The organism is Spiroplasma sp. NBRC 100390 (assembly GCF_001886495.1).
Classification (GTDB): Bacteria; Bacillota_I; Bacilli_A; order Mycoplasmatales; family Mycoplasmataceae; genus Spiroplasma.
The window spans coordinates 96,757-123,359 of sequence record NZ_CP018022.1 but is presented as its reverse complement, the minus strand read 5'-3'; the positions used below and the strand labels follow the sequence as shown (position 1 = coordinate 123,359).

29 protein-coding genes and 1 riboswitch are annotated in these 26,603 nt (G+C 29.9%); all 29 genes read right to left on the bottom strand.

The features are described from left to right. Positions 1–36 precede the first annotated feature (36 nt). Positions 37–2,652 carry an ABC transporter permease subunit gene (locus S100390_RS00525; RefSeq protein ID WP_070406363.1) on the bottom strand — a complete coding sequence of 872 codons (2,616 nt, stop codon included), beginning with the start codon at positions 2,650–2,652 and terminating at the stop codon, positions 37–39. Then, the gene (potB, locus tag S100390_RS00520) at positions 2,636–3,604 is read right to left on the bottom strand and encodes a spermidine/putrescine ABC transporter permease (RefSeq protein WP_070406362.1); all 969 of its coding nucleotides are present in this window, start codon (positions 3,602–3,604) and stop codon (positions 2,636–2,638) included. Before potB ends, S100390_RS00525 begins: the two co-directional genes overlap by 17 nt. Before the next feature lie 12 nt (positions 3,605–3,616). Further along, positions 3,617–4,669: a spermidine/putrescine ABC transporter ATP-binding protein gene (gene potA, locus S100390_RS00515; RefSeq protein WP_070406361.1), complete on the bottom strand. Its 1,053-nt coding sequence runs from the start codon at positions 4,667–4,669 to the stop codon at positions 3,617–3,619. A 23-nt stretch (positions 4,670–4,692) separates the two neighbouring features. After that, complete coding sequence (locus S100390_RS00510) at positions 4,693–5,226, bottom strand: helix-turn-helix domain-containing protein (protein ID WP_070406360.1); 534 nt, start codon at positions 5,224–5,226, stop codon at positions 4,693–4,695. Between the two features lie 115 nt (positions 5,227–5,341). Then, positions 5,342–6,163 (bottom strand): HAD family hydrolase, encoded by an 822-nt coding sequence (locus tag S100390_RS00505; RefSeq protein WP_070406359.1) that lies wholly within the window; start codon positions 6,161–6,163, stop codon positions 5,342–5,344. A gap of 44 nt (positions 6,164–6,207) precedes the next feature. Further along, positions 6,208–7,359: a methionine adenosyltransferase gene (gene metK, locus S100390_RS00500; RefSeq protein ID WP_070406358.1), complete on the bottom strand. Its 1,152-nt coding sequence runs from the start codon at positions 7,357–7,359 to the stop codon at positions 6,208–6,210. Between the two features lie 105 nt (positions 7,360–7,464). Beyond that, a riboswitch (SAM riboswitch) is annotated at positions 7,465–7,570 on the bottom strand. Positions 7,571–7,614: 44 nt separating this feature from the next. Beyond that, positions 7,615–8,559, bottom strand: coding sequence for a hypothetical protein (locus S100390_RS00495; RefSeq protein WP_070406357.1), 945 nt, complete (start codon positions 8,557–8,559; stop codon positions 7,615–7,617). Between the two features lie 16 nt (positions 8,560–8,575). Continuing rightward, positions 8,576–9,376, bottom strand: a complete 801-nt coding sequence (locus tag S100390_RS00490; RefSeq protein WP_070406356.1) for a TIGR00282 family metallophosphoesterase — start codon at positions 9,374–9,376, stop codon at positions 8,576–8,578. A gap of 12 nt (positions 9,377–9,388) precedes the next feature. After that, positions 9,389–9,709, bottom strand: coding sequence for a YlxM family DNA-binding protein (gene ylxM / locus S100390_RS00485; protein WP_070406355.1), 321 nt, complete (start codon positions 9,707–9,709; stop codon positions 9,389–9,391). Further along, positions 9,709–10,695, bottom strand: coding sequence for a signal recognition particle-docking protein FtsY (gene ftsY, locus S100390_RS00480; protein WP_070406354.1), 987 nt, complete (start codon positions 10,693–10,695; stop codon positions 9,709–9,711). Before ftsY ends, ylxM begins: the two co-directional genes overlap by 1 nt. A 28-nt stretch (positions 10,696–10,723) precedes the next feature. Next, positions 10,724–11,725, bottom strand: a complete 1,002-nt coding sequence (locus tag S100390_RS00475) for an alcohol dehydrogenase catalytic domain-containing protein (protein WP_070406353.1) — start codon at positions 11,723–11,725, stop codon at positions 10,724–10,726. A 104-nt stretch (positions 11,726–11,829) separates the two neighbouring features. Next, complete coding sequence (locus S100390_RS00470) at positions 11,830–12,588, bottom strand: hypothetical protein (RefSeq protein WP_070406352.1); 759 nt, start codon at positions 12,586–12,588, stop codon at positions 11,830–11,832. 148 nt (positions 12,589–12,736) lie between these two features. Beyond that, on the bottom strand, positions 12,737–13,168 hold the full coding sequence (smpB, locus tag S100390_RS00465) for an SsrA-binding protein SmpB (protein ID WP_070406351.1): 432 nt from the start codon (positions 13,166–13,168) through the stop codon (positions 12,737–12,739). Between the two features lie 17 nt (positions 13,169–13,185). Next, positions 13,186–15,303, bottom strand: a complete 2,118-nt coding sequence (rnr, locus tag S100390_RS00460) for a ribonuclease R (RefSeq protein WP_070406350.1) — start codon at positions 15,301–15,303, stop codon at positions 13,186–13,188. Positions 15,304–15,379: 76 nt separating this feature from the next. Further along, a complete protein-coding gene (secG, locus tag S100390_RS00455) occupies positions 15,380–15,676 on the bottom strand; it encodes a preprotein translocase subunit SecG (protein ID WP_070406349.1) in 297 nt (98 codons plus the stop codon). 84 nt (positions 15,677–15,760) lie between these two features. Beyond that, complete coding sequence (locus tag S100390_RS00450) at positions 15,761–16,612, bottom strand: HAD-IIB family hydrolase (RefSeq protein WP_070406348.1); 852 nt, start codon at positions 16,610–16,612, stop codon at positions 15,761–15,763. Positions 16,613–16,626: 14 nt separating this feature from the next. Further along, a complete protein-coding gene (locus S100390_RS00445) occupies positions 16,627–17,457 on the bottom strand; it encodes a Cof-type HAD-IIB family hydrolase (protein WP_070406347.1) in 831 nt (276 codons plus the stop codon). 99 nt (positions 17,458–17,556) lie between these two features. Next, a complete protein-coding gene (locus S100390_RS00440; RefSeq protein WP_070406346.1) occupies positions 17,557–17,820 on the bottom strand; it encodes a FoF1 ATP synthase subunit delta/epsilon in 264 nt (87 codons plus the stop codon). 1 nt (position 17,821) lies between these two features. Next, positions 17,822–19,219, bottom strand: coding sequence for a F0F1 ATP synthase subunit beta (atpD, locus tag S100390_RS00435; protein WP_070406345.1), 1,398 nt, complete (start codon positions 19,217–19,219; stop codon positions 17,822–17,824). Between the two features lie 15 nt (positions 19,220–19,234). Continuing rightward, on the bottom strand, positions 19,235–20,092 hold the full coding sequence (gene atpG, locus S100390_RS00430; RefSeq protein ID WP_070406344.1) for an ATP synthase F1 subunit gamma: 858 nt from the start codon (positions 20,090–20,092) through the stop codon (positions 19,235–19,237). Positions 20,093–20,107: 15 nt separating this feature from the next. Next, a complete protein-coding gene (gene atpA, locus S100390_RS00425) occupies positions 20,108–21,679 on the bottom strand; it encodes a F0F1 ATP synthase subunit alpha (protein WP_070406343.1) in 1,572 nt (523 codons plus the stop codon). A gap of 17 nt (positions 21,680–21,696) precedes the next feature. After that, positions 21,697–22,242 carry a F0F1 ATP synthase subunit delta gene (locus S100390_RS00420; RefSeq protein ID WP_070406342.1) on the bottom strand — a complete coding sequence of 182 codons (546 nt, stop codon included), beginning with the start codon at positions 22,240–22,242 and terminating at the stop codon, positions 21,697–21,699. A 6-nt stretch (positions 22,243–22,248) separates the two neighbouring features. After that, positions 22,249–22,764, bottom strand: coding sequence for a F0F1 ATP synthase subunit B (gene atpF, locus S100390_RS00415; RefSeq protein ID WP_231918050.1), 516 nt, complete (start codon positions 22,762–22,764; stop codon positions 22,249–22,251). A 61-nt stretch (positions 22,765–22,825) separates the two neighbouring features. Next, positions 22,826–23,113: an ATP synthase F0 subunit C gene (atpE, locus tag S100390_RS00410; protein WP_040094327.1), complete on the bottom strand. Its 288-nt coding sequence runs from the start codon at positions 23,111–23,113 to the stop codon at positions 22,826–22,828. Positions 23,114–23,164: 51 nt separating this feature from the next. Next, entirely contained in the window at positions 23,165–23,983 is an 819-nt protein-coding gene (locus S100390_RS00405; RefSeq protein WP_083258380.1) for a F0F1 ATP synthase subunit A, read from the bottom strand. Beyond that, positions 23,973–24,353, bottom strand: a complete 381-nt coding sequence (locus tag S100390_RS05665; RefSeq protein WP_370281053.1) for an MG406 family protein — start codon at positions 24,351–24,353, stop codon at positions 23,973–23,975. Before S100390_RS05665 ends, S100390_RS00405 begins: the two co-directional genes overlap by 11 nt. A 49-nt stretch (positions 24,354–24,402) precedes the next feature. Then, entirely contained in the window at positions 24,403–25,026 is a 624-nt protein-coding gene (gene upp, locus S100390_RS00395) for a uracil phosphoribosyltransferase (RefSeq protein WP_070406339.1), read from the bottom strand. Positions 25,027–25,133: 107 nt separating this feature from the next. Further along, positions 25,134–26,252: a MupG family TIM beta-alpha barrel fold protein gene (locus S100390_RS00390; RefSeq protein ID WP_070406338.1), complete on the bottom strand. Its 1,119-nt coding sequence runs from the start codon at positions 26,250–26,252 to the stop codon at positions 25,134–25,136. Between the two features lie 5 nt (positions 26,253–26,257). After that, a complete protein-coding gene (locus S100390_RS00385; protein WP_070406337.1) occupies positions 26,258–26,590 on the bottom strand; it encodes a PTS lactose/cellobiose transporter subunit IIA in 333 nt (110 codons plus the stop codon). Between the last annotated feature and the right edge of the window lie 13 nt (positions 26,591–26,603).

Genomic DNA, 26,603 nt, shown 5'->3' with positions numbered 1-26,603 from the left:
TATTTTCCTTGCAAGAAAAAAAGAGATAAAACATCTCTAATTTTTTCCAGCAATTAAAATATTATATTTATTTAAAAGATACGCGTCTAAGTCAGTTAACATAAATGGACCATCTGAAATTTGCGGCTTAGCAATATACTGTTGAAGAGTTTGATCAAATCTTGCTACTGGGACATAATCACGACGATAGTTAACCATTGCCCCCGAATCAGGATTATGACCATTACTATAATAGTTATAATTATTTTCATAATCCATTACTTGTTGATAAGGTGAAGTATAATTTGCTTCTTCTGTTAATGCTGTTGAATTTTGAACAACATAATTCATAAACTTATAGGCTAAATCTTTATGCCGAGCATTTTTTGCTAATACCATATTGTCACTTCAAATATTTGTTCCTTCAGTTGTTTGCGGTGTTCACTGTGTTGTTGCTCGTGGGCGAGTAATAATTAATTTTGTCCCACTAGCTTCTTTTCTACTATTTGCGAATAATGTGTCAGCATAAATAGCATCACCATTATACATAAAAGCAAAGTCAAAGTTTCCATCACCAACAGCATTAAGCAACTCATCGTTCATTAAAGCAACATTATTATATTTTAACAGTGTTGTTAGCTCATTATAATCTACGTCAACTTGACTTTGTGTTTTTGGAACTGGTTCAAAATAGTTTTTTTCATTCGCTAACATAAATAAATTTCGTGGATCATTATTTACTAGAACTCGTTTCTTAGCTGCCGCTGCTTGTCATAGAATATCTCATGAAATTCCATTTGAATAAACATTGTTGTAAGTAACTTCATTAATAGCAATTTGATCACGATTTATTGCAGAATCTCATTTTTCACGTTGATAACCAAATTTACCTTTTGCTTGTCCTGGTAAATTAACATTTGCTTTGGAAAAAATGTCTTGTAAAAAATCTAAGTTACTTTTTGTTGGATTAACAACTAACGAAACTTCTCCTCAAAAGTATGGTAAACTGTAATTTACAATTGTTTTGATATCAGCATTAGATTGGACCGCTAATTTGTCAGTAACCTTAACTTCGTTTTTATTTAAAATATTTAACAAACCATTATTTAATGACGCCGCATATGTTTTATCAAAACATTTTGATTGCGTTGGATCAATATTTGTCTCAATACAATTTTTATAAAATTCTGGATTTATCTTTTTGACTGCGGCAATATCAACATTCAAATCATTAAAATATTGATTACCAATTGTTCATTTACCTGAATTATTTTCATCATATGTTGGATTAGGTTTAATAATATTGAAGTTTTTATCAACACTATTTAATTTTTGATAGTCGATCTCTTCTAAGCGTCCTTCTTGTGCTAATTTATTAACCATATAATCACTTGGAACCATAACATCATAATGTGTTGTATATAGTTTGTTATACAATGTTTCATTACTATCATAAACACTATATTTAACTTTAACATTATATTTCTTTTCAAAGTTACTAATTAAGTCCGAAGTAATATAACCACCTCAGTTTGCAACTGCTAAGTCATAAATATTATTACTAATATAAACTCCTGTTAATAGTCCAATTGAACCAACTGAAATGATTGCTAACGTTGCTGGTTTTCAACTACGAGCAAATCAACGAAATTTTTTTCGTGACATCTTATTAATGTTTTCTTTAATTTCTTGTCGTTCAATAAAAGTTTGTTTTTTATTTTTAATTCATACTAAAGTTTTGTCATATTTTTTTTCTAATTTAATAATTTTTCAACGTAAATGTTCTTTTTGTTTTTCACTTTGAAATGTTTTGGTATTAAGTTGATGATAGAATAACGCTAATTTCTTTTCATAACGCATAATATCTTTATCTTTGTAGGTTCCTTTTAACATTTCACGACGTAAGCGATTGTAATTAATTTTATAAATGTTTCAACCGTTTCAACCAATAATAACAAAAGCAATAATTGCAATGCAAATTGTTCCAAATGCATTAATAAAAGGTTTGATCCGTTTCATTGTGTAAATGAATGTTGCAACGTTAACATCATCACCCCCCGTGAAATATGAAATAATAAAATCATCAAAACTCATTGCAAAAGCAATTGCAGCAGCAGCAATTATTGCTGGTTTTAAAATTGGCAAAATAATTTTTCGTAATGTTTGTGATGGTTTTGCTCCTAAATCTAATGATGCTTCAAGTAATTTTGGATCAACTTTTCGTAACCGTGGTAAAACGGTAATAATTACATAAGGAACATCAAACGAAATATGGGCCATTACTAAGGTAAGCATCCCAAAGTTAGCTCCCAACGCAATAAATAACATCATTAACGAAACAGCCGTAATAATATCAGCATTAATTAATGGAATATTAGTAATTGATAATGTCATTTTTTGTGTAATTTTGCGGGCACGACTTAAACCAATCGCTGCTAATGTACCAATTACAACCGAAATTACTGTTGCAATAACAGCGGTAAAAACAGAAACAATAATACTTTGAAGAAATGGTTGCTCATTGGCAAGTTGCTTATATCAACGATCAGAAAAACCATTAAAGATACTCATACTCTCTCCACTGTTAAATGAAAACAAAATTAAAATCATAATTGGAACATAAATAAACAACATAATTAATGCCATATAAGATGATTTAAGAAATTTTTTCATTACGACGCCCCTTTCTTGTTTCAAAATATCTTGATAATAAGTTTGATAACACAATAATTAGAAAAACAATAATTGCTAAAATAACTGAAATTGCGGCACCAATTCCAAAGTTTTCTCCTTTAAAGAAATACGATTCAATTACATCAACAATTAAATTAATACGGCCATTCCCCATAAACTTCACAATAATCAAAGAGGTTGCTGCTTGAACTAATAACAACGTTCCTCCAGCAATAATTCCTGGAATTGATTGGCGAAAAACAACTTTTCAAAATGTCTTAAAACCATTTGCCCCCAAATCTTTTGAAGCTTCAATTAATGATTTATCAATTTTATCTAAACTGTTATAAATTGGCAAAATTACAAACGGTAAAAAAGCATATACCATTCCGATTACAACTGAAATTGGGGTTCCCAATAATCCTGGGGCAATAATATTAAATAAAGTTTGTAATCCAATAATTTTTAGTAACATATTAATTCAAATTGGTAAAGTTACCAGAATTCAAATATTTTTTGATAATAGTTTTGACTTACAAAAGGCCATTACATAAGCAACCGGATACGCGATTACAATTGCAATTAGCGCCGCAATAAATGAATAACCTAGTGCTAATAATAATGCAATTACAAATTTTCGTTCTGATAAAAAAGTTACAAAATTTTTAAAATTAATTTCAAAAACTAAACTATTTCCGGTTGGTTGAATAAATGAATATAATAAGATAATTAGTAATGGAACAACAATTAATAAAATCATAATAATGATGTAAGGTCATAAAATTGGATTTAAACCTCGCTTAAATCATTTACTTTGTTTTGTTTGATAAGAAATATTAAGATATTTTGTTCGACATCAAGCCGCAAAATGCTGACTAAGTGATTTAATACGACTAGTTTGTTTTTTAAATCAAGTTTTAACTTTCCCTGGCGGTTTTTCTTTGTTTGTCATCATATCCTCCTCTTAATCATCAATCTCTTTTCACATAACATGAATATCTTCAACATTTCATGAAATATCAACTTTTTCATCTTCTTCAACTTTATCGGTTGAATGAATTAAATACTTTCGCTCTTTACATTCAACAATGATTTCTCAATGAACACCCTTAAAATTAACACTAGTTACTACACCAGTGAAAAATCCTTTTCCAACTGGAACAATATCAATATCTTCAGGGCGAATCATAATATCAATTTGATCTTCTTTTTCACCAAAACCACGGTCAACACATTCAAATTTTTTTCCATCAAATTGAACAAAATTATCTTTTAAAAAAATGGCATTTGAAATAATATTTGAATCACCAATAAATTGCGCTGTTCAAATATTTTCTGGTTCATTATAAATTTCAGTTGGTGTTCCAACTTGTTGGATTGCTCCATCATTCATTACAATAATTCGATCAGACATGGTTAATGCTTCTTCTTGGTCATGAGTTACTAAAATAAAAGTAATGCCAATTTCTCCTTGTAGTGCTTTTAATTCAGCTTGCATTTTTTTTCGTAATTTTACATCTAACGCTGCCATTGGTTCATCTAATAATAAGACCTTCGGTTTATTAATTAAAGCCCGCGCTAAAGCTACCCGCTGACGTTGTCCTCCCGATAATAGCTCAACTGACTTATCTTCAAAACCTTCTAATCCTACTAAGAGAAGAAACTTTTTAACTTCCTTTTCTAAAATATCATATTTAGTTCGCTTAATCTTTAAACCATAGGCAATGTTATCAAAAACAGTTAAATGTGGAAATAAAGCATAGTTTTGAAAAACTGTATTAACTTCTCGTTTATGAACAGGAGTTTTAAGATAGTCTTTCCCTAAAAATAATAATTCACCACTATTTGGTTGCTCAAATCCAGCAATAATTCTTAATGTTGTTGTTTTTCCGCATCCTGATGGCCCTAATAATGTAACAAATTCCCCTTCTTTAATGTTCAAATTAATTCCTTTTAAAACAACTTTACCATCATATTGTTTTGAAATGTTACGTAATTCTAAAATATTTTTTTCCAATTTTTTTCTTCCTTTCTACTAATTTAAAATGTTGGTGGTGTTGATATTCACAATACTTCAACAATATCAGCTGTCTCATTTTTTAAATAATGTTGGTTATTTCCATATAAATAAAAACTATCTTTTGCCTGTGCTTTTTGCGCTTTTTGTCCGGAGTAAACCATTACTGTTCCCTCTAAAACATATCCAAAAATCTCACCTTCAAATGGTAAAATTCGTTCAGATTCACTATATGGTTTAATCTGAATTAAAATTGGCTCTAATTCGTTTGCCTGTGCATTTGGAACTAACCATTCAATACGATAATTATCTTGTTCAACTTCATAGTGGTCATCTCCTTGGTAAACAAACTTTTTGTTTTTTTCTGGTTTAAAAAAATCTGCTAAGTTGGTGCCTAAAACTTCTAAAATATTTTGAAGTGTTTCAATACTGGGCGAAGAAATATCTCGTTCAAGTTGACTAATAAAACCTTTTGTTAATTCACAGCGATTAGCTAATTCCTCAATTGTTAAATTGTTTTTCTGACGTAACAACTTAATCCTTTCACCTAATATCATATGCACCCCTCCTTTTTGTAATTTTGTTTAGTTATACTAAACTTTTTGTTTTTGAATTACAACCATAATAATTATAGGGAAAACAAAAAAAATATCAATACTTTTTTGATATTTTTTACTTTTTAAAATACTTATTAATTGCTTTCGCAACCCCCGAACGACGATAATGGGCTGTTACATCATCTGAAATGTCTTTAATATGGTTCTTTGCATTTCCCATTGCAATTCCAAGGCCAGCTCATTTTAACATTTCATAATCATTTGAACTATCCCCCATTGCAATAACTTCAGATGGTTGAATATTATATATTTTTGTCACATACTCTAAAGCATCTTTTTTATCACTATTTTTTGGACTAATTTCTAAATTTAAACTTTGATTCATTAAATATGATGAATCAAAAACATTGAATTCATATTTTACTAAAATTTTTGCTTTAAATTTTAAAACATTTTCTTTTTTCCCACTAACAACAAACTTATACGCTTGATCATGTAAAGTATTACTATTTTTTACTAAGATTCTTTTTCGCTTTGTATGAATACTCATCCATTTTACCATAAAGCCACGGTTAGTATTAACATAGGCTAAATGATCATTAGCAACCGAATAAGCTCATAATTGAATTCGATATTCATTAGCAATATTAAAAACCGTAATTAATTCTTCATTTGTAAAAGCATTTTGTTGGATAATTTTTTCTTTTGCAAAATCATAAATAATCCCACCATTAAAACCAACCACTGGCATTTGCTTTTCGATAATTCCTAATTTTTTTGCCACTTTCCGAATTGCACCAATACTACGTCCAGTTGCAATAATAACTTTAATGTCATTTGCTAATGCTCATTTAATTGCAGCAATATTTTGTTTTGAAATACGATTTCGACTAGCCGTTGTTCCATCTAAATCAAGAGCAATTAACTTATATTCCATTAGTTTTTTCTCCTTATTTTCTTTATTTTAATTATATCTAAAAATTAAGAAACCAGTAGATATTTTACTAAACTTTGGACTTTATCTAGTTTTTCTCAAGGTAATTCACTATGATAACGACCAAAGTGACCATAAGCTGCTGTCTGCTGATAAATTGGTTTTTGTAATTCTAATTTTGTAATCATTGCTTGTGGTTGAAAATCAAAGTTTTCTTTAATGGCAGTTAAAATTACATCATTAGAAACTAAGTTTGTTCCAAATGTCTCAACAAAAATTGAAATTGGTTCAGCAACCCCAATCGCATAGGACAATTGAATTTCACAACGTTCTGTTAATCCTGCTGCAACAATATTTTTAGCAACATAACGGGCCATATAGGCAGCTGAACGATCAACTTTTGTCCCATCCTTTCCAGAAAAAGCACCTCCCCCATGACGAGCATAACCACCATATGTATCAACAATAATTTTACGACCAGTTAAGCCAGCATCGCCCTTTGGCCCACCAATGACAAAACGCCCAGTTGGATTAATTAATACTTTAAAATCTAAGTTCATTTTAAATTCTTTTACAACTGGTTCCATAATTTCGGTAATGATAAATTCTTTAAATTTTTTTTCATCAATGTCTTCATCATGTTGAACTGACATTAGAATTGTATCAATAAAAATATTTTTAGAATTTGTTAAATCTAATGTTACTTGTGATTTCATATCAGGACGTGCTCCTTGAAAAATTCCTTCTTTTCGTAGAATACTTGCTCTTTTAACTAGGGCGTGGGCTAATGAAATAGCCAACGGCATGTAATTATCTGATTCATTGGTTGCATAGCCAAACATAATGCCTTGATCACCAGCACCAAAATTATCAACTCCTTGTGAAATATCTGGTGACTGTGTTTTAATTAAAACCTCAATTTCACAAGTTTCTCAATCAATTCCTCATTCAGCATTATTATAACCAATTTCTTTTAACACTTTGCGCGCTACTGCTGCATAATCAACATTTGCTTTTGTTGTAATTTCACCGCCAATAATAACACGATTAGTTGTAACGAAACACTCACAAGCAACGCGTGAAAACGGATCTTCTTGTAAACAAGCATCTAACACAGCATCAGAAATTTGATCACAAATTTTATCGGGGTGCCCTTCTGATACTGATTCTGAAGTAAATAAAATTCTTTCTTTTTTCATACCTTTTCTCCTTAATCATAAATAAAACCACATCATAATAATGTGGCATTAATAGCAATATGTTTACACTTAAATTAATAGTTAACTTTATTCAATAACTAACAAATCTTATTGGTAGCATATCATCTTGCCCTGCTAAAAGCACCTTCTAATTAAATATAGGGTTGCTAGTGGATCATCGTTTAGCGTACTAACCACTTCTAAATAAGTTTTATGTTGTTACTTGACAACATATTTATTATAACTTAAAATTAACTAATTTTGTTTTAAATTAATAATTTCTGTAAAAATTTTATCATTAATATTTTTATCAGTAAAAAGATAATGTTTTTCTGTTGCAATATTGACAGTGTTAATCATTTTATTATTAATTAAGTTTGCTTTTTTAATATTATAAAATTTATCATTTTCTGCTTGAATAATTAAAGTTGCTAGTTTTATTTTATTAAGTTGCTTAAGAAGTTTTTTATTTAAATTATTAAATTGTAAAATTTGATTTAAAAAATAAGTTTGTTCTTTTTGCAACATTAATTGATTATAATTTTCATTTTGACTTAAAACTTGATAATCAATATGAATTTTAAGTAATTTATCTAAATTAAAAATAAAACCAAACCCAATTCCAATTTTACTACTAATTGAGAAACGAATTCCTTTCTGATTAGTAACTGGATTAACTAAGATAACTTTTTCAATTAATGGTTGTTTTTTTAACAATAAGCCAATTAAATTACTAGAAAACCCTTCTAATAACAAAATAATTTTCTGTTGTTCGTATTTATTTTTTAATGCTATAATAACATCAAAAATATCATTAACTAAAACCCCAACATTTTTAATACAAGCTGGCACATTATCTTTAACATTTCGTTGGTTAAAAGTAATAATGCTTATTTTATTTTTTAATAACTTGTCATTATTAATTAATCCCGCAAAATTTTCTTTTGCACCATATAAGTCATGCACTGCTAAAATAATATATTCACTATCTTTATTAATTGCTCCCAATGTTGCTAATTCATACTGATCAGCAGTAAGAAAATGCTTATTCTCAATATATTCTGGTAATTGAATTTGCCCTGGTTTCGCTTTTTTATTTAACAGGCGGTAAAACCGAAAAAACAAAAAACAACAAAGAAAAATTCCTAAAATGGTGCAAACAATAATAATGATAAGATCTGTTTTAATAAAACTAGCCATTTAAATTTCTCCTTTTTTATCCTAAAAAGTCTGCTTCGTTTTCGGGACGAATTAAAATTCGTTCAATTTTAACTGCTTTATCTGTTTTGTCATCAACTTCTAATAAAGCAGCAGAAAAAATTAATTGATCATCATTTTCTGCTGGTTCAAACCGTACTGGTAATCCCGTTTTTTCTTTAATAATAATTTCATCTGGATTAGCACCAATAATTGAATTATAACTACCACACATTCCAACATCAGTAATATATGCTGTTCCTTGCGGTAATAATCGATTATCTGCTGTTTGCACATGCGTATGTGTCCCAAAAAAACCAGTAATAATACCATCGTAATTCCAAGCAAATGCCAATTTTTCAGCACTAGCTTCTGCATGGAAATCAACAAAATGTAAATCACTATCATCATTTGCAATAATTTCTTCAAAAATAGTATACGGATTATCAACAGGGTCCATAAAACTACGCCCCATTAAATTAGTTATCCGGATTTTCTTATTATCAACTTTAATCGTAACAGTCCCGTTTCCCGGTGTAAATGAATTCATATTTGCTGGTTTCAATAAATCATTAACTTCCTCAATATAGTTTAATACTTCGGGATTACGAAAAATATGATTACCAGATGTAATAATATTAATACCATATGATTTTAATTCATTGTAATGATACTTTGAAATCGATTTTCCATGAGTTGTATTTTCACCATTTGCAATAACTAAATGTACTTGATATTTTTTTACTATTAAGGGCAAATATTTATTGACTGCTATTCGGCCAGCCTTCCCATAAATATCACCAATCATTAAAATTTTCATTAGAGTTTCTCCTTAATCATTATCAATTTCTTTTAACTTTTTTATTAATGGAACACATTCATCAACTTTATCAAACTGTTGACAAATAACTTCACGTTGTTGTTGTTTATATCCTAATTGCAAGTTTTTCTCAAATTTATGCAAAGCATTTGTAATTTTTAATAATGAATCATAAACTGCGTTACGAGAAACATTTTTTTGTCCAGCAATTTCACTTAAAGAATAATCATCAAAAAAATATAATTCAAAATATTCAATTTGCTTAGGGGTTAGTAACGAACTATATAAATCATATAAAATAATTAATTCATTTGATTTTTCTAAATCTTTCATTATGCCTCATCCATTTCGTCATGATTAAATAAATCCTTTGTTAGATTATAAATATATTGTTCAATATCAAACTCTTGTAAATCTTCTGGTTGCTCACCAAGACCAATTAATTTAACTGGAATATTTAATTGGTCTTTGATTGCTAAGACAACACCGCCTTTAGCAGTTCCATCCATCTTCGTTAAAACAATCCCAGTTACATCTGTTACTTCCGAAAAATTCTTTGCTTGTGAAATGCCATTTTGGCCAGTCACTCCATCAATCACTAATAATGTTTCATGCGGAGCATCAGGAATTTCACGTTTAATAATACGATTAATTTTATTTAACTCATTCATTAAATTAACTTTATTTTGTAAACGACCAGCAGTATCAATTAAAACAACATTAACTTGCTCATTTTTTGCCTTTATTAAACCATCATAGATTACGCTGGCTGGATCCTGTCCTTCTTTAACTGGTTTAACAATATTAACATTTAAACGTGCTGCTCATTGATTTAATTGTTCAACTGCTCCAGCACGGAACGTATCACCGGCAACTAATAAAACGGTTTTACCTTGGTCAAGAAATTGTTTAGTTAATTTAGCAATTGTCGTTGTCTTTCCAGAACCATTAACACCAACCATTAAAATAACATTTAAACGGTTGTCTTTTAAATTTAATTGGTTTTGTTTACTTTTGGGATCATTATATAAATCCATAATTACTTCAACCAAATAGTCATTAGTATCATCAATACTTCATCCTTTTTGCACTTTTTTTCGAATCTGATCAGTAATTTGCAAAACCATATTCATTCCCATATCACTAGCAATTAAAATTGTTTCTAAATCTTCTAAATATTCATCATCATATTCTTTATATTTATTTGCTAATTTTTTAATATCACTTGAAAAAGTTAACCTTGTTTTACGTAACGCCTTTTCTAATTTAATTTGTTTTTTTTCTTCTCGTTTTGCTTTTAATCTTTGGAAAAAACCCATTTTTAACTTCACCCTATTCTATTTCTTGCTATAACTTCACCATAACTTTAAACATATCTTTGTCCATAAAAGCTTCATACGCTTGTAAAACTTGATTCTTATTAAAGGCTTTTGTCACTAACTGCATTGGTGAAATTTCTTTTGTTTCAATTTTTGCAACTAATTCATCAAGGGTGTAAACATTTAAAATCCCAGTGTGAACAGTAATGTTTTGGTATCATAATTGTTGTAAATTAAAAACAACAGATTTATTAAAAACACCGATTGTAATAATTGTACCATTAAAATTAACCATTTGTTGAGCTTGTTCAAAGGTTCCACGATCATTACCAACACATTCAATCACCAAATCATATTTAATATCAAAACTAGTTTTGGTACTATTATATCCCTTATGTGCTCCTAGTTTTTCAAAATAATCTAACTTTTTACTATGATGACCATATACATCAACTTCTTTATTATATTTATTTATTAATAAAAGAATCCCAAGTCCAATTGGTCCATCACCAATAATTGCAATATTATTAATATTTTGAAAATCAACTTTTTTAATAACATTTTCATAACCCGTTGGTAAAACATCACTAAGCATTAACGCATCCGCTAAATTCATTGCTGAAGAAATTTTGATTACACTATTATCACCATATGGTATACGAACGAATTCAGCATGCGTCCCATTAATTTTTGTTCCCAAAATAAAACCACCATTAACACACTTGGCAAAAGCTTTTCGAAGACACCACTGACAAATGTTACAATGAATAATACATCCAATCGCAACACGATCACCAACCTGAAGATTAATAACACTACCCCCAACAGCAGTAATAACGCCAACTCCTTCGTGTCCCATAATTGTATCAGGAGCAACACTATCATCTTGGCCCAAATAAGGACGATAATCGGCATGCGAAAAAGTAAACCCTTCAATTTTTACTATAATATCCGTTGGTTCAATAATAACTGGTTCCATAGTTTCTGTTCATTCAATTTTATCTTTTCCTTTGAAAATTAACGCTTTCATATTTTTGCCCTCTCTTCTTTCTACCTATGATTATACCCAAATAATAACAATATCAAACAAAAAAAAGAACAAGCTAAAACAACTTTAAATAACATTGTTTTAACTTATTCTGAAACTTGTAATGTTCCTTGTTCGATTTTTAATGCAATATTGGGATCAACTAAATCAGTAAATAATCGTTGATGTGGCATTTTAGTGTTAAAATACTGACGAGAATTTTTTCGAATCAATTCTTGATTCTCATCACTTAAATTTACAAAAACCCATGCATCAGTACAAACTGGTAAGTTATTAAACATAATAACTTCTGCAGCATACATTTCTGCTAACTGGACACTATCTTTAACACCATCATCAAAAGGAACTAAAAAATTATCTTCTAAATCATAAATTTTTGCTTCCGAAGGATCATTTGCAATTCCAATCCCAACCCTTACTTCTTTTACCGTTTGATGTTTTTCATATAAAGTATAGTTAATAATTTTAACAGTCGTATTAATATAATTAGCAATTTCAATTAAATAATCCAGATCACCATCATCTTCATATAATGCTAAATAAATATCTTCATGGCGATGAATCCCAACAATATCTTCTGCCATCTTTAGTGAATTTAAAATTGTTTCTTCTAAACTAGTCACAATTCATTGGTAGGTTTCTTTATCATATGTTTTTTTAATTTCTTTTTCATTAATGAAACGAACAACAACGGATGACAACGACTGATTATTATTTTCTTTGACATAAAAAGGTGGCAATTGTAGATTTGACAAAGCAACTCGATTACGATATTCATCAATTCGATTTTTACTATAAACATATTCTTTTAATATTTCAATCGTTTGCTGTGGATCTCATTTCATATTGTTTACCCCTTAGTTAGAAAATTTACCATATTAATTATACTACAAAATGCAACTAAAAGAAAGATACTAGGTAACTGAAATATCAACCTACAAATTGCTTTAAAATAAAAAAATACCACCCAAAGATATCTTTTTAATCTGTTTATTAACGTTGTTGACGTAATCGTTCATTATCACGTTGCTTAATTAATTCTCGTTTATCATAATTCTTTTTCCCACGAACCAGACCAATTTCTAATTTAGCATAGTTATTTTTTAAATATAACTTTAATGGTACCATTGTTAATCGCTCTAATTTAATTCGCTGCAAAATCTTTTTAATTTCAGATTTATGTAAAAGTAGTTTTCTAGTACGATCAGCATCAGGAGAATAAGCTGTTGAAAATTTATACTGCGCAATCACCATATTAATAACAAACGCTTCATTTTTACGAATAATAACAAACGCTTCATTAATAGAAACATCATTATTTCGAATTGATTTAATTTCACTTCCTGTCAAAGCAAGGCCCGCTTCATAAGTTTCAAGAATTTCATAATTATATCGTGCTTTTTTATTAATTGTAATTATTAACATTGTCCTCAACTCCTTGCTTAGTTAACTAATTCAAAATCAATTTGTCGTAATTTCTTACTTGCTTTCTTAACTCTTACTCGTACTTTTTGTCCTAAAAAATATTCTTTTCGTTTTCGTTCTCCAATTAATTTTAAACTTTTTTCATCAAAAAGATAATAGTCATCATTCAAATCCGTAATGTGGACTAATCCTTCAATCGTATTTGGTAACTCAACAAAAATCCCAAATGCCGTTACACCAGCCACAATCCCATCATATTGATAACCAATTTTATCCTCCATATATTCAGCTTCTTTCATTTTATCAACTTCTCGCTCACATTCCATTGCTCGTAACTCTGCTAATGATGACTGTTGACTAGCGTGGCCAACCAACATACGTGTTTGTTCTAAATCAGTAACTTTAACTTTTGCTTGAAACAAATATTCTTTTAATAACCGGTGCACAATTAAATCAGGATAACGACGAATTGGTGAAGTAAAATGTGTATAACACCAAGAGGCTAATCCAAAGTGGCCATCATTAATTGGACTATACTTTGCTTTTTCCATACTGCGTAAAACTAATGCTGAAATAACTTTGAAGTTTTCTTTGTCTTTTAATTTATTCAGAATTTGTTGTAAATCTTTTGAATGAATATTTTCCATCTTGCCTTTAATATTTAGTCCTAAATAAGATAACTGGGTATATAAATCAAATAATTTTTTTGGTTTTGGTTTATTATGCACACGATAAACAAATGGTAAGTCCATTCAGTAAATAGTTTCAGCAACTGTTTCATTTGCACGAATCATAAAACTTTCAATTAACTTTTCAGCATCAGCGCGCTCGCGGGCAATAATATCTTTAATTTTGCCATTTTTATCAACAATAAATTTTGGTTCATCTAAATCAAAATCAACAACACCATCTTGTTGTTTTTTTCTTACTAAAATTTGGTACAACTTATGCGCCAAAGAAAGCATTTTTGTTAACTCAAGGGGAATTTGATTTTTTTCATTTTGAAAAAACTTATTGACTTCATCATAAGTTAACCGTGCTTTTGAAATAATAACCGCCTCATAAATGCTTGAAGTAACAACATGTCCTTCTCCATCAATTTCTATTTCACAAGTTAATGTTAACCGTGGTTCAAAAGGATTTAATGAACAAATTCCGTTACTTAATTTTTCTGGTAACATTGGCACAACCCGATCAATTAAGTAAACAGAGCAACCCCGGTCAAATGCCTCTTTATCAAGTGCACTGTTCAATGGAACATAGTGGGCAACATCAGCAATTGCAACTGATAGTAAATAATTTCCTTTTGCATTTTGCTTAACTAAAATCGCATCATCAAAGTCTTTTGAATCATTACCATCAATTGTAACAAACATTTCATTTTGCAAATCACGGCGTGATTTATTTTTTAATGCTTCTGTCACATCAAGGTCTTGTTTAATTTGGTTAGCTTCACATAAGACTTGTTCATTAAATTTAGTAGGAATATTAAATTCATGTAAAATTGCTAAAACATCAACACCAACTTGATTAGCATTTCCAATAATTTCATTAATCTTAACTTGCATTAAATTTGTCTTACTATTAATATTAACAATACTACCTTTGATAATTGTATTTTCAATTGCTTCTTTGAAATTAATAATTTCAGCTCGATACTGTGTTAATTTATTATTTAAAATTTCTAGATACTTCTGATTATTACGATTTTTTTTAACAATCCCAACAACATATTCATTATTTCGTTTAACAACTTTAATAACCTGTGCCTCAATTTTTTTGGCATTATTATTATGTTTATGTTTTTTTAAAATAAATAAAACAGTATCTTGGTCTAATGCATTATTCAAATCATCTTGCTTAATAAAATATTCTTCTTGGCCATCGGCAACCTTAACAAAACCAAATCCTTTTTTATTAACACTAACAATTCCTTGCAAATAGACTTTTGGATCTAAATAATAAAAGCAATTGTGATTTGTAACCGCAATAATATTATCGTTTTCTAGTTCAACTAAGGTTTTTAACATCATCTTGTTATCATCAACATTATTAATTGCCAATAGTTGTGCCAATTCAATTGTATCAAGTGGTTTTGCTTGTTTTCTTAAGATTGCAATGATTTGTTCATGCATACAACTTCCCCCTAAATGAAAAAAGAGACATTTTTAAATCTCTTTAAAATTAATGCCATTATTAGTAATCTACTTTTTAAAATAATACTTTGGTCAATAAACTTATTAATAATGTAATAATTAATAATGTTGATCCAAAGCTTAACATAAAAATTGATAATGTGCGGTCTAATCCTCTTTCTTTACTATTAGCAAATAATTCATCATTACCACCATTTAAAGCACTTAAGCCAGTTTGGGCTTTTTTATTTTGTAGCAAACCAATAATAATCATAATAATTGAAACAATTAATGCAACAATTTCAAAAGCATAAATAATTGTATTAGCTGTTTGTGAATCAATTGCTAAAAGCATTACATTTGATAGGCTCATTAAAACCGTCCTCTCTAACTTAATTTATGTCCTTATTAATCATACTATAATATCAAAAAAATTATAGTATTTTAACGGTAATTTTTAATTATTTTGTTCAATTTTATTTAAATAATGATAAATTCCACCAGTATTATTACTACCAGTAACATCAAAAGCTAACTTTAACACTTCCAGCGGTGCATGTTCCATTGCAATAGCATATGGTAAAAGTTTAAAAGCAGAACGATCATTATAGTTATCACCAAAGTACAAAACATTTTCAATTTTAATATTTGTCTCTTGGGTTTGATTTAAAATATCAACTAAATGTAAAATTGCTTGGCCTTTGTTTGACTGAGCATGAACAATATCACAACCATAATCAGATAATCGTTCAACATTGATATTTTGAATTTGTCTTAACACCTGAAATATTTCTGCAAAAACTGTTGTTGAAGTATGCTTAGCAACAATTTTATTTGCGCGTTTAATTTTATCAAGTTGAAATGGTCTTGCTATTTTCATTCCATCTAAAAAAGCACCTGGTTCAGATTTTATTTTTAAAAGCATTTCCCCAGCACAATATAAAGTGTCATCATTTTCATATGAAATGCTAAACTCACACTGATATTTTAATAAAATTGTGACAACAGTTTGAACATCATTAATAGACATTAAATTACTATAAGCAATTTTGCTGTTTTTTGCATCATAAACCAATGAACCATTTGCCCCAATTACATACCGTGAGTAATCCTTAATTTTTAATGCGGTTGTATAATCATCAAAACCCAATGGCATTCGTCCTGATGCAATTGAAACATAAACCCCTTGTTCTTGCAAAACAATTAATTTATTTTGGACCATAACTGGCAACTCTTGTTGATCTGTAATCAATGTTCCATCAACATCAGTGACAATTAACTTAATTTCATGATTATTAATTTTTAACATTTGGACCTCATTTTCTATTTTAAGATAGTGTTATAAAGATAATCAGCAATCCCAGCATCATTATTATCTTTCCTTGTAACAGCTGTTGCAATTTCTTTTAGTTGTGGCGTTGCATTAGCTAATGCAATACCATATTTTGCATTTTTAATCATTTCATAATCATTCATTTGATCGCCAAAACACATTATTTCATCTCAATCAATATGAATATTTGCATTATCTTTCAACGCTGCAATTAATCGTAAAATTCCTTGCCATTTATTAACGTTCTTAGGAATAATTTCAATAAAACCATAACCTGTAACCTCGGTACGTAAGGTAGAACTAACTACAATTTGTTGTCGTAACCAATTTTGTTTTTCTTCATCATGACAAGAAATAACAACTTTTCGCATTTGTGGAATGTTATTTCAATCAAGTAGTTCTGGTTTGATATCACTATTTCGAAATAAAAAAGTATCCTCTTCAATAACATTTTTTCGCGAAACAAAAGCTTTTTGTTCATCAAGGGGAGCTAAGTAAAAATCATAACCAAATGTTTTTACAATTGCCATTGCTCATAACGTATCTTCATATGAAATTACTTCATCATAAACATACTCTTTAGTTTTCAAATTTAAAACAGCACCACCATTACTACCAACAACATACTGACAATTATCAACAATTCCTAACGCCATAGCATAATCATATAAACTACTTGGTACTCGTCCTGATGCAATTGTTACTAAAATCCCAGCAGCTTGGGCCTTTTTTAATGCTTCAATATTAGCTAATGGAATCATTTTTTCTTTATCCGTTACCAATGTTCCATCAATATCACAAACAATCATTTTTACTGCCATAGGAATTCCCACTTTCTATTACCTATTACTTATTATCTTATCGTGTTTTTACTATAATTAACATAAAAAATCTCAAAAAGAGATTTTATTTTTTCTTATTTAATTAATAATTTCAACTTCATCAGTTAGAATCTTAACAAATTCTTGTTCAACTTGTAAAATTCCTCCACCAATGCTTAATTTATGCTCTTGATTATTAATTTTATATGACATTTCCGATGGAATAAGCGTTGAAACAAGAGGAATATGACCATACAAAATTCCCATATAACCAGTAATTGTTCTTACTGTTACAATATCAACTGGATTATCAACAATTACCCCTTGTGGAGTAATAATTTTTAAAGCAATTTGATTAGCCATCTTAACTATGTTTTAAAGCTTCTGCTGCTTTAATAACCTCATCAATTGTTCCAACATATAAAAACGCTTGCTCTGGTAAATCATCATATTTTCCCGCTAATATTTCTTTAAAAGCACGAATTGTTTCAACAACAGGAACATACTTTCCTTGTTTTCCTGAAAATTTCTCAGCAACAAAAAACGGTTGTGATAAGAAGTTTCGAATTTTTCGTGCTCGCGCAACAGCCAACTTATCTTCATCTGATAGCTCATCCATTCCTAAAATAGCAATAATTGATTGTAATTCTTTAAATTTTTGTAAATTCTCTTGGACACCCCGCGCAACTTCATAATGTTCTTCACCAACTACCAATGGATCTAATAGCCGCGATGAACTTCCTAATGGATCAACCGCTGGATAAATTCCTAACGCCGCAATTTCACGATCTAAAACAACTTTAGCATCTAAGTGAGCAAACGTTGTTGCAGGTGCTGGATCGGTTAAATCATCCGCTGGAACATAAACAGCTTGGACCGAAGTAATACTTCCTTTTTTGGTTGAAGTAATTCGTTCTTGTAATGCTCCCATTTCAGTTGCTAATGTTGGTTGGTAACCAACCGCCGAAGGCATACGACCTAGTAAAGCTGAAACTTCAGAACCAGCTTGTGTAAAACGAAAAATATTATCAATAAATAATAGAACATCTTGGTTTTTATCATCACGGAAATATTCCGCAATTGTTAACCCTGTTAAAGCAACCCGCATACGAGCACCTGGTGTTTCATTCATTTGGCCAAACACTAATGCTGTTTTATCAATAACACCAGCTTCAATCATTTCATAATACAAATCATTACCTTCACGAGTTCGTTCACCAACACCAGCAAATACAGAAATTCCACCGTGTGCTTTGGCAACATTATTAATTAACTCTTGCACTAAAACAGTTTTTCCAACTCCGGCTCCACCAAACAACCCAATTTTTCCCCCTTTTGCAAAAGGGACTAATAAATCAACAACTTTAATTCCTGTTTCTAAAATCTCAGCAGTTGTTTGTTGTTCTTCATAAGACGGTGCTTCACGATGAATTGGTCGCATTAGTTTTGTTTTTGGTTGTGGTTTTTCATCAATTGCCTCACCAAGCACGTTAAACATTCTTCCTAATACTTCTTCACCAACAGGAACCGTAATCGGAGCTTTTGTATCAATAACTTCCATTCCCCGCACCATTCCTTCCGTTGGTCCTAACGCAATTGTCCGCACAGTATCATCACCAATATGTTGAACAACTTCTAACACCAATTTAGTTCCATTATTATCGACCATAATCGCATTATACAATTCGGGTAAATATTCTTCGGCAAACCGCGCATCAACAACAGGTCCTAATACCTGCACTACTTTTCCATTTTTCTCCATTTTTCTAATCACCTCTTAATTTTCTTGTGCGCCTGCTCCGGCAACAATTTCAGTAATTTCTTGAGTAATTGCTGCTTGACGCTTACGATTATATAATAATGATAACTTTTCTAACATTGCGTTAGCATTATCAGTTGCATTTTCCATTGCCACTCTTCGTGATGCTTGTTCAGAAACTTGCGACTCAACAATTGTTGAAAATAAAATTGTGTTTAAATACATTGGTACTGCATTTTCTAAAATTGTTGCTGGATCTGGTTCAAATTCAGTAATAACATGGAGATGTTTAGTTTCTTCTGTACTACTTGCTTTAACAATTGGCAACAATTGTAAAATGGTTGGTTCAAAAGTAACATTGTTAATAAATTTTGTATAAGCAATTTTAATTTCATCATAAGTATTACTATTGAAACCAGATAGAATTTCTTGCGCAAATTCACGAGCATCATCATAAGAAAAATTAATATCAATATCTTTTCTTGTATGCATAATTTTAAAATTTTTATGAAGATAAAATGATTCTGCTTTTGAACCAATTGCAATAATACAATCATTTGATCGCAACTCTTTTAAAACTAATTTATTAATATTAATATTATAACCACCACACAAACCAAGATTTGAATTAACAACAATTCAACAAGTTTTAATACTAGCTTTAGTTGGGTCTTTTTTTTGATAAATTGAATCATCCGCTTTACTAATAATATCGTTAAAAACCGTATAAACTTCAGCAAAATATGGTTTTGCATTTGAAATTCGTTTTCCAATTTTTTTTAATTTTGCGGTAGCTACTAACTTCATCGCTTGTGTTATTTTTGAAGTTGAATTAATTGAAGTAATTTGTTTTTTTAAACCTGTTCCGACTGCCATTTTGAATAACCTTTTTTATCGTCCCAGTGTATTTCATTCTTCAATTCGCCCAAATCGTTCTGGATTATAATCAGCAATTTTGTTAGTAACTTTTTTCACAACACTAATAATTTCATGATCAACATTTACCATTAAAGTTTCACTATAAGCTTTTTCTTTCGCTAATTCAGCATAACATTCTTTTGCTTTTGTATTAAAATGTTCAATAATTTCTTCTTTAAATTCCTGAATTTTATCAACTGGAATTCAACGAATTCTTTTTTTATTAACTGCTAATAAAATAATTGCTTGGTCAATTTGTGAAAGAGGGGCGTATTGTTTTTGTTTTAAAATTTCAATTACCCGTTTTCCGTGTTCTAACACTTCCTTGGTTGTATCATCTAAATCCGAACCAAATTGTGCAAAAGCTTGTAATTCACGATATTGTGCTAATTCTAATTTTAAAGAACCCGCTACTTGTTTCATTGCTTTGATTTGTGCAGCTGACCCTACCCGTGACACTGATAATCCAGCATCAACAGCAGGACGAATTCCAGCATTAAATTGATCATTATTTAAAAATATTTGACCATCTGTAATTGAAATAACATTTGTTGGAATATAAGCAGAAATATCACCCGCTTGCGTTTCTACAATTGGCAGGGCTGTAATACTTCCACCCCCATATTCTTTTGTTACTCGTGCTGCTCGTTCTAATAAACGGCTATGTAAATAGAAAACATCCCCCGGATACGCTTCACGACCTGGTGGGCGGTGCAATAACAAGGCCATTGTTCGATAAGCAACCGCATGTTTGGAAAGATCATCATAAATAATAATAACATTATCTCCCGATTCCATTCATTCTTCTCCAATTGTCACACCAGTATAAGGTGCTAAATATTGTAATGGCGCTAATTCACTTGCTGTTGCTGAAACGACAGTTGTATATTCCATTGCTCCTGCCGCACGTAATTTTTCAACAATTTGAGCAACAGTTGACGCTTTTTGCCCAATCGCAACATAAATACATTTTACATGTTTCCCTTTTTGATTTAAGATTGTATCAATTCCAATTGCTGTTTTTCCTGTTTGACGATCACCAATAATTAATTCCCGTTGTCCTTTTCCAATTGGAATCATAGCATCAATTGTCATAATTCCTGTTTCCATTGGTTGGTCAACTGATTTTCTGGTCATAACTCCTGGGGCAATTCTTTCAACTGGTCTTGTTTTTGTTGCTTTCAATGGTCCTTTCCCATCAATTGGTTGACCTAAAGCATTAACAACACGTCCTAATAGGACATCACCAACAGGAGTTTCAACAATTTTTCCTGAACGACGAACTTGGTCACCTTCACGGACAGTTGTGTCATCCCCCATTAAAACAGCACCAACGGCTCCTTCTTCTAAGTTTAAGACCATCCCATAAATTTCATTTGGAAAAATTAATAACTCACTCATCATCGCATTATCAAGTCCATCAATTAAAGCAATTCCATCTCCAACGGTTACAACAGTTCCTTCTTCATGAATTTCAATTTTCTTTCCATATTCCTTAATCTGTTTTTTAATTATTTCAGAAATTTCATTTATATTTAAAGCCACTTCTTCCACCCCATCTTCTATTTATTATGTATTGCTTTTTGACGCATTGTTTCTAATTGTCCAGCAATTGATCCATCAATAATTTCATGTTTAATTTTAACGCGAACACCACCAAGTAGTGATGGATCAATTTTGTTAACTAACTCAATATGGTATCCAAATTTTTTACTTAATTTATTTTCAATTGTTTCAATTTGTTTTTTTGTTAATGGCTGTGTTGAAAAAATATTCCCATATTGAACATCATAACTAATATTAATAATTTTTCGTAAACGCTTAAAAATTCTTCGTACATAGCAAAAGGCTTCTCGATCAATTAATAAAAAAAGCGCATTTAGAATTAATGGATCGACCGCTTTCTGAAATGGTTTTGCTAAAATTTTTTTGCGTTCTTCTTTAAGAAGATCAGCATTCATCATTAATTTAATATAATCTGGACTCCGTTTAAATAATTCCACAATCATATTACTTACTTCTAAATAATGATCAAGTCTTTTTGTTTCAACAGCTAAATCCATTAAAGCCGCGGCATAATTATCAACAAATTTCTCACTAACTAACATAATATTCTAATCTAAATCCTTAATGAAATCTTCAACTAATTTCTCATTTTTTTCTTTTGTGATTTCTTTTTCTAATAATTGTTCCGCTGCATTAAACGCAATATTAATGATCGATTTTCGAATATCATCTTTATATTGTTCTTTTTCTTTTTGTATTTCTTTATGCGCTTGTTCATTTAAACGAACTACTTCCGCTTTTGCTGTTTCTAATACTTGATGTCGCTTTGATTCTGCTTCAGTACGAGCGTCAGCAAGAATACCATTAGCTTCTACTTTTGCTGTTGTTAATAATTTTGAAGCTTCCTTTTGGTCAATTGTTGCTTTTGCTTGCTTATCAGCAGCATCTTGAATTAATTCACGAATTTTATTACGACGAGAACGCATTGCCTTACGGAATGGGTTGTATACTCATTTTGATAATAAAATTAGTAAAATAACTGTTGCAATAACATGGGCAATAAAAATTCATAAATTCGGAAATAGTTGATTAATAATTTCTGCTGGTTCAATTGGTTTTGACATTAATCATAACATAAGACATCCAAACCTTTCTGTTTTAAAATTCTTTTAATATTATCAATTCTTAACCAGTAACAAATGCTAAAATAATTGCAATAACTAATGCATAAATTGACCCTGATTCTGTAATAGCAGCAGCAATAATATATTGGGTACGAACTTTCCCCTCAACTTCTGGATTACGAGCAATCGCTTCAACTGCTTTCCCCCCAGTGTATCCTTGTCCAATTCCTGAACCACAACATCCAATCGCAGCTAACCCTGCTCCTAATAAGGACATTCCTTTGGTAAAACCATCATTAATTCCTGCCATTAATCATACGCCAATCATATTTGACATTAAATCTAACATATTGTAATTCTCCTCTTCTTTAAAAATATATAATTTTATTTTAATACTTTTTTATCCATTTAAGTGGACATTTTGAACATTTTTTCTTTTTTTATGTTTTTTTAATTTAATTGTTTTTTCTTTATCTGGTTCTTCATCCGTGTGCATTTCCATTGCTCAATACGCAATTGTTAAAATAGAAAAAATATACGCCTGAATTAAACCATCAAAAACATCAAAATAAATGCTTAAGAATGGTAAAAATACTCCCGCTAATAAATCAACTGGCCCAATATAAGGAATTTGCCCTCAAATAAAGCCCATCAAAGCAGTAAACAAAGCAATAATAACTGTTCCTCCCAAAATGTTTCCAAACAAACGAAACGAAATTGAAATTAACGGCACAAATTGCGTTAATAATTCTAATGGATTAACAAATTTTTTAAAATACATCATTTTTTGATATTTAATCCCAAAATAATATATCCCAATAAAAGTAACTAATCCCATTGATAATGGTACTGTATAAGCGGTTGCAAGTGAATCAAATCCAACAACACTCATTAAATTACCAATGCCAATATACAATAATAAGTACATAACATAAACTGTTAAGAATTTATATTTTGGTCCCATTAAATCCACAACTTGTTTTTCAACTCATTTAATTGCAATTTCAGCAAAAAGGACTAAGCCTGTTGGAACATCAGTTGGACCAATTTTTTTTAACCGTTTATAATAACCAATTGATAAAAGCATAATAATAAAAGTAGTTAATACTATCGTTATTAGTTGTGGTAATAAAATTGTATAACTTCATGCTTCCATTCCAGTTTTATTTGGATCAGGAACCAAATTCATTGCAAAAAGTTGATAAAAATTAGCTTTCATCACCATTTATCCCTTCCTTTCTGTGCTTATGACTTGGAAATTTAATATTAACAAATAATGACGATAATGGGCAAAGACTAATCCCCACAATTACCGTATATATACTAAAAAAACTAGTATTCTTAGCATAAATGACTATTGGTATAGCATAAATAACTAAGCGAACTAGGTACAATAAGATAAAAAAGTACTTATTTAAACTTATACTTAACAATCATCCCGCAAAGCAAATGATTAAGAAACCTATAAGAGAAAACAAATACCCTAAGACTAATCCCGAGTATAAAGTTCAGTCTTGTTTTAATGTCAAATATATAATCGCCAATATCGCAAATATTCCCAAAAACATAATTAAACTTATTATTGACATTTTATATTCTACACCTTTAAAATGTTTTTTTCAATGCAATTTATTTTTTTTATTTAGTTCCAAAAATACGGTCTCCTGCGTCACCCAGACCGGGAATAATATAACCATGTTCATCTAATCGTTCATCTAAAGCAGCAACATAAATATCAATATCAGGATGGTGTTGTTCAATATATCCTTTACCTTCTGGTGCAGCAACTAAGCATACTAATTTAATATTTGTTGCACCTCATTCTTTTACTTTTTGAATCGCAAGATTAGCACTACCTCCCGTTGCTAACATTGGATCTAAAACTAAAACATTTGCTTTCATAATATTTTCTGGTTTTTTAGCAAAATATTCATGGGGTTCTAGTGTTTTTTCATCACGATACATTCCAATGTGACCAATTTTAGCATTTGGAACTAAATTAATGATTCCATCAACCATTCCTAATCCAGCTCTTAAAATTGGAAACAAAACAATATCATTCGCAATTTTATATCCCTTTGTTTTTGCTACTGGTGTATCAATTTCAAATTCTTTTAATTCAATCTCACGAAATATTTCATAAGCCATTAATTGTGCAATTTCATCTAAATTTTCCTTAAACACCTTTGAGTTACTTTCTTTCTTCCGCATCCTTGTTAATTTATCTAAAATTAGGGGATGTTTTATTACCGTAAATGACATTAATTATTTTTCCTCCTTAATTTATTAGATTTTAACATAAATTAAGAAAAGATACCAAGATTTAATAAACAATTAACAACAAAAAATAAAAAAACCTTAACAAGTCATTAAGATTTTTTTACTAAATTAAAACTAAACTCACGATTGGGCATTAAACAGTCAACAATATTTCATTCACTTTTGTCCAACTGTCCAACTCAATTTCGAATTCCATCATTTACCATTTGTTTGCTAATAATTTGTAATTCTCCGCGATAATTCTGTGCCTTATTATTTAAAATGACAATATCACCTTTCTCAAAATATTTTCCCTCAAAATGACGAGGAGGAATATCATGATCATGATATTTTAATCGAGAAAAAGTACTCCTAATCATATATTCTGCCAAATCCGGACGAACAAAATGGACACTTTGATCACTTAAAATTGTTTTTTCTGCTGGAGTAATTTCAATCGATGGTTTTAAATTTAATGTTATTTTATTTAAATTAATACTATTTAATATCATCAATTCTTCATCATTTAGAAATTGGGTTGAAACAATAATATCATCAACACCTAGGGCAACAAAATGACGAATTTGAAAATCTAATGATAAATCCCGGTGCATTTCAATACTTGGTAATTTATCATTATGTTGTCAAGGACCTTGGGCATCAGAACGTTGTAAAGCAACAAAGGCCTGTGATAAAATCCCTGCTGCTTTCAAGGTTCTTGTTTTTTCAACAAAGTATGACAATGAACTAGCAGTATAACGTTGCGGATAAAAATTTCAACATGCTACTAAATTACTCTTCTTTGCTTGTAATGAAAGTAAATACGGGATTTCTTGGGCTGGATTTGAACTATTTAAAATAATTTTAATATCCGCACAATTATGTGTTAATTTTGCAATTCCTTCGGCACTAACTCCGGCATCAAATCGAATTCCTTTTAATCCTAATTCTGTTGTAAAAAAATGCATAATTTCTTCGCGATTATTTTTATCCAATTTAAATTCATCATAAACCGTATTATCAACATCCCCATAAACTTCCATGCCTAACTTGTTAGCTATTTTCGTTAAGGTGATAAAACGCTGAAATAACTCTTTGTCACCTTTTTTAATATTAATTAAAGTAGTAAAAATAACTTTAATCTGTGCTTTTGCACACTTTGTTAAATACCCTTCTAACTCATAGTTTGCTTCAATCAAATGTGGATATAAACTAATACCAAGACGCATAATAATTAATCTAAAACCTTTTTTGCTTGCAATTTATCATATAAATCGATAAATTCTTTTGCAAGTTCAATAACCATCTGCGCTGTCATCATTTGATCTTCGGCATGAATAAATAACACCGGAACTTGGTGTTTAACACCTTGGGCTTCTTGTTGAATAATACTCATATGTTGTTTTTCGGCCTCAATAATGTTTTGTTCTGCTTCAGTAATTAAATTATTTGCATTTTCAATGCTTCCTTCTTTTGCTGTTTTAATCGCAATTAAAGCATTTGACTTTGCCATTCCAGCAAAAGTAATAATACCAAATGATACTTCCTCAAAATTTACTTGTTCCATAATAATTTTCTCC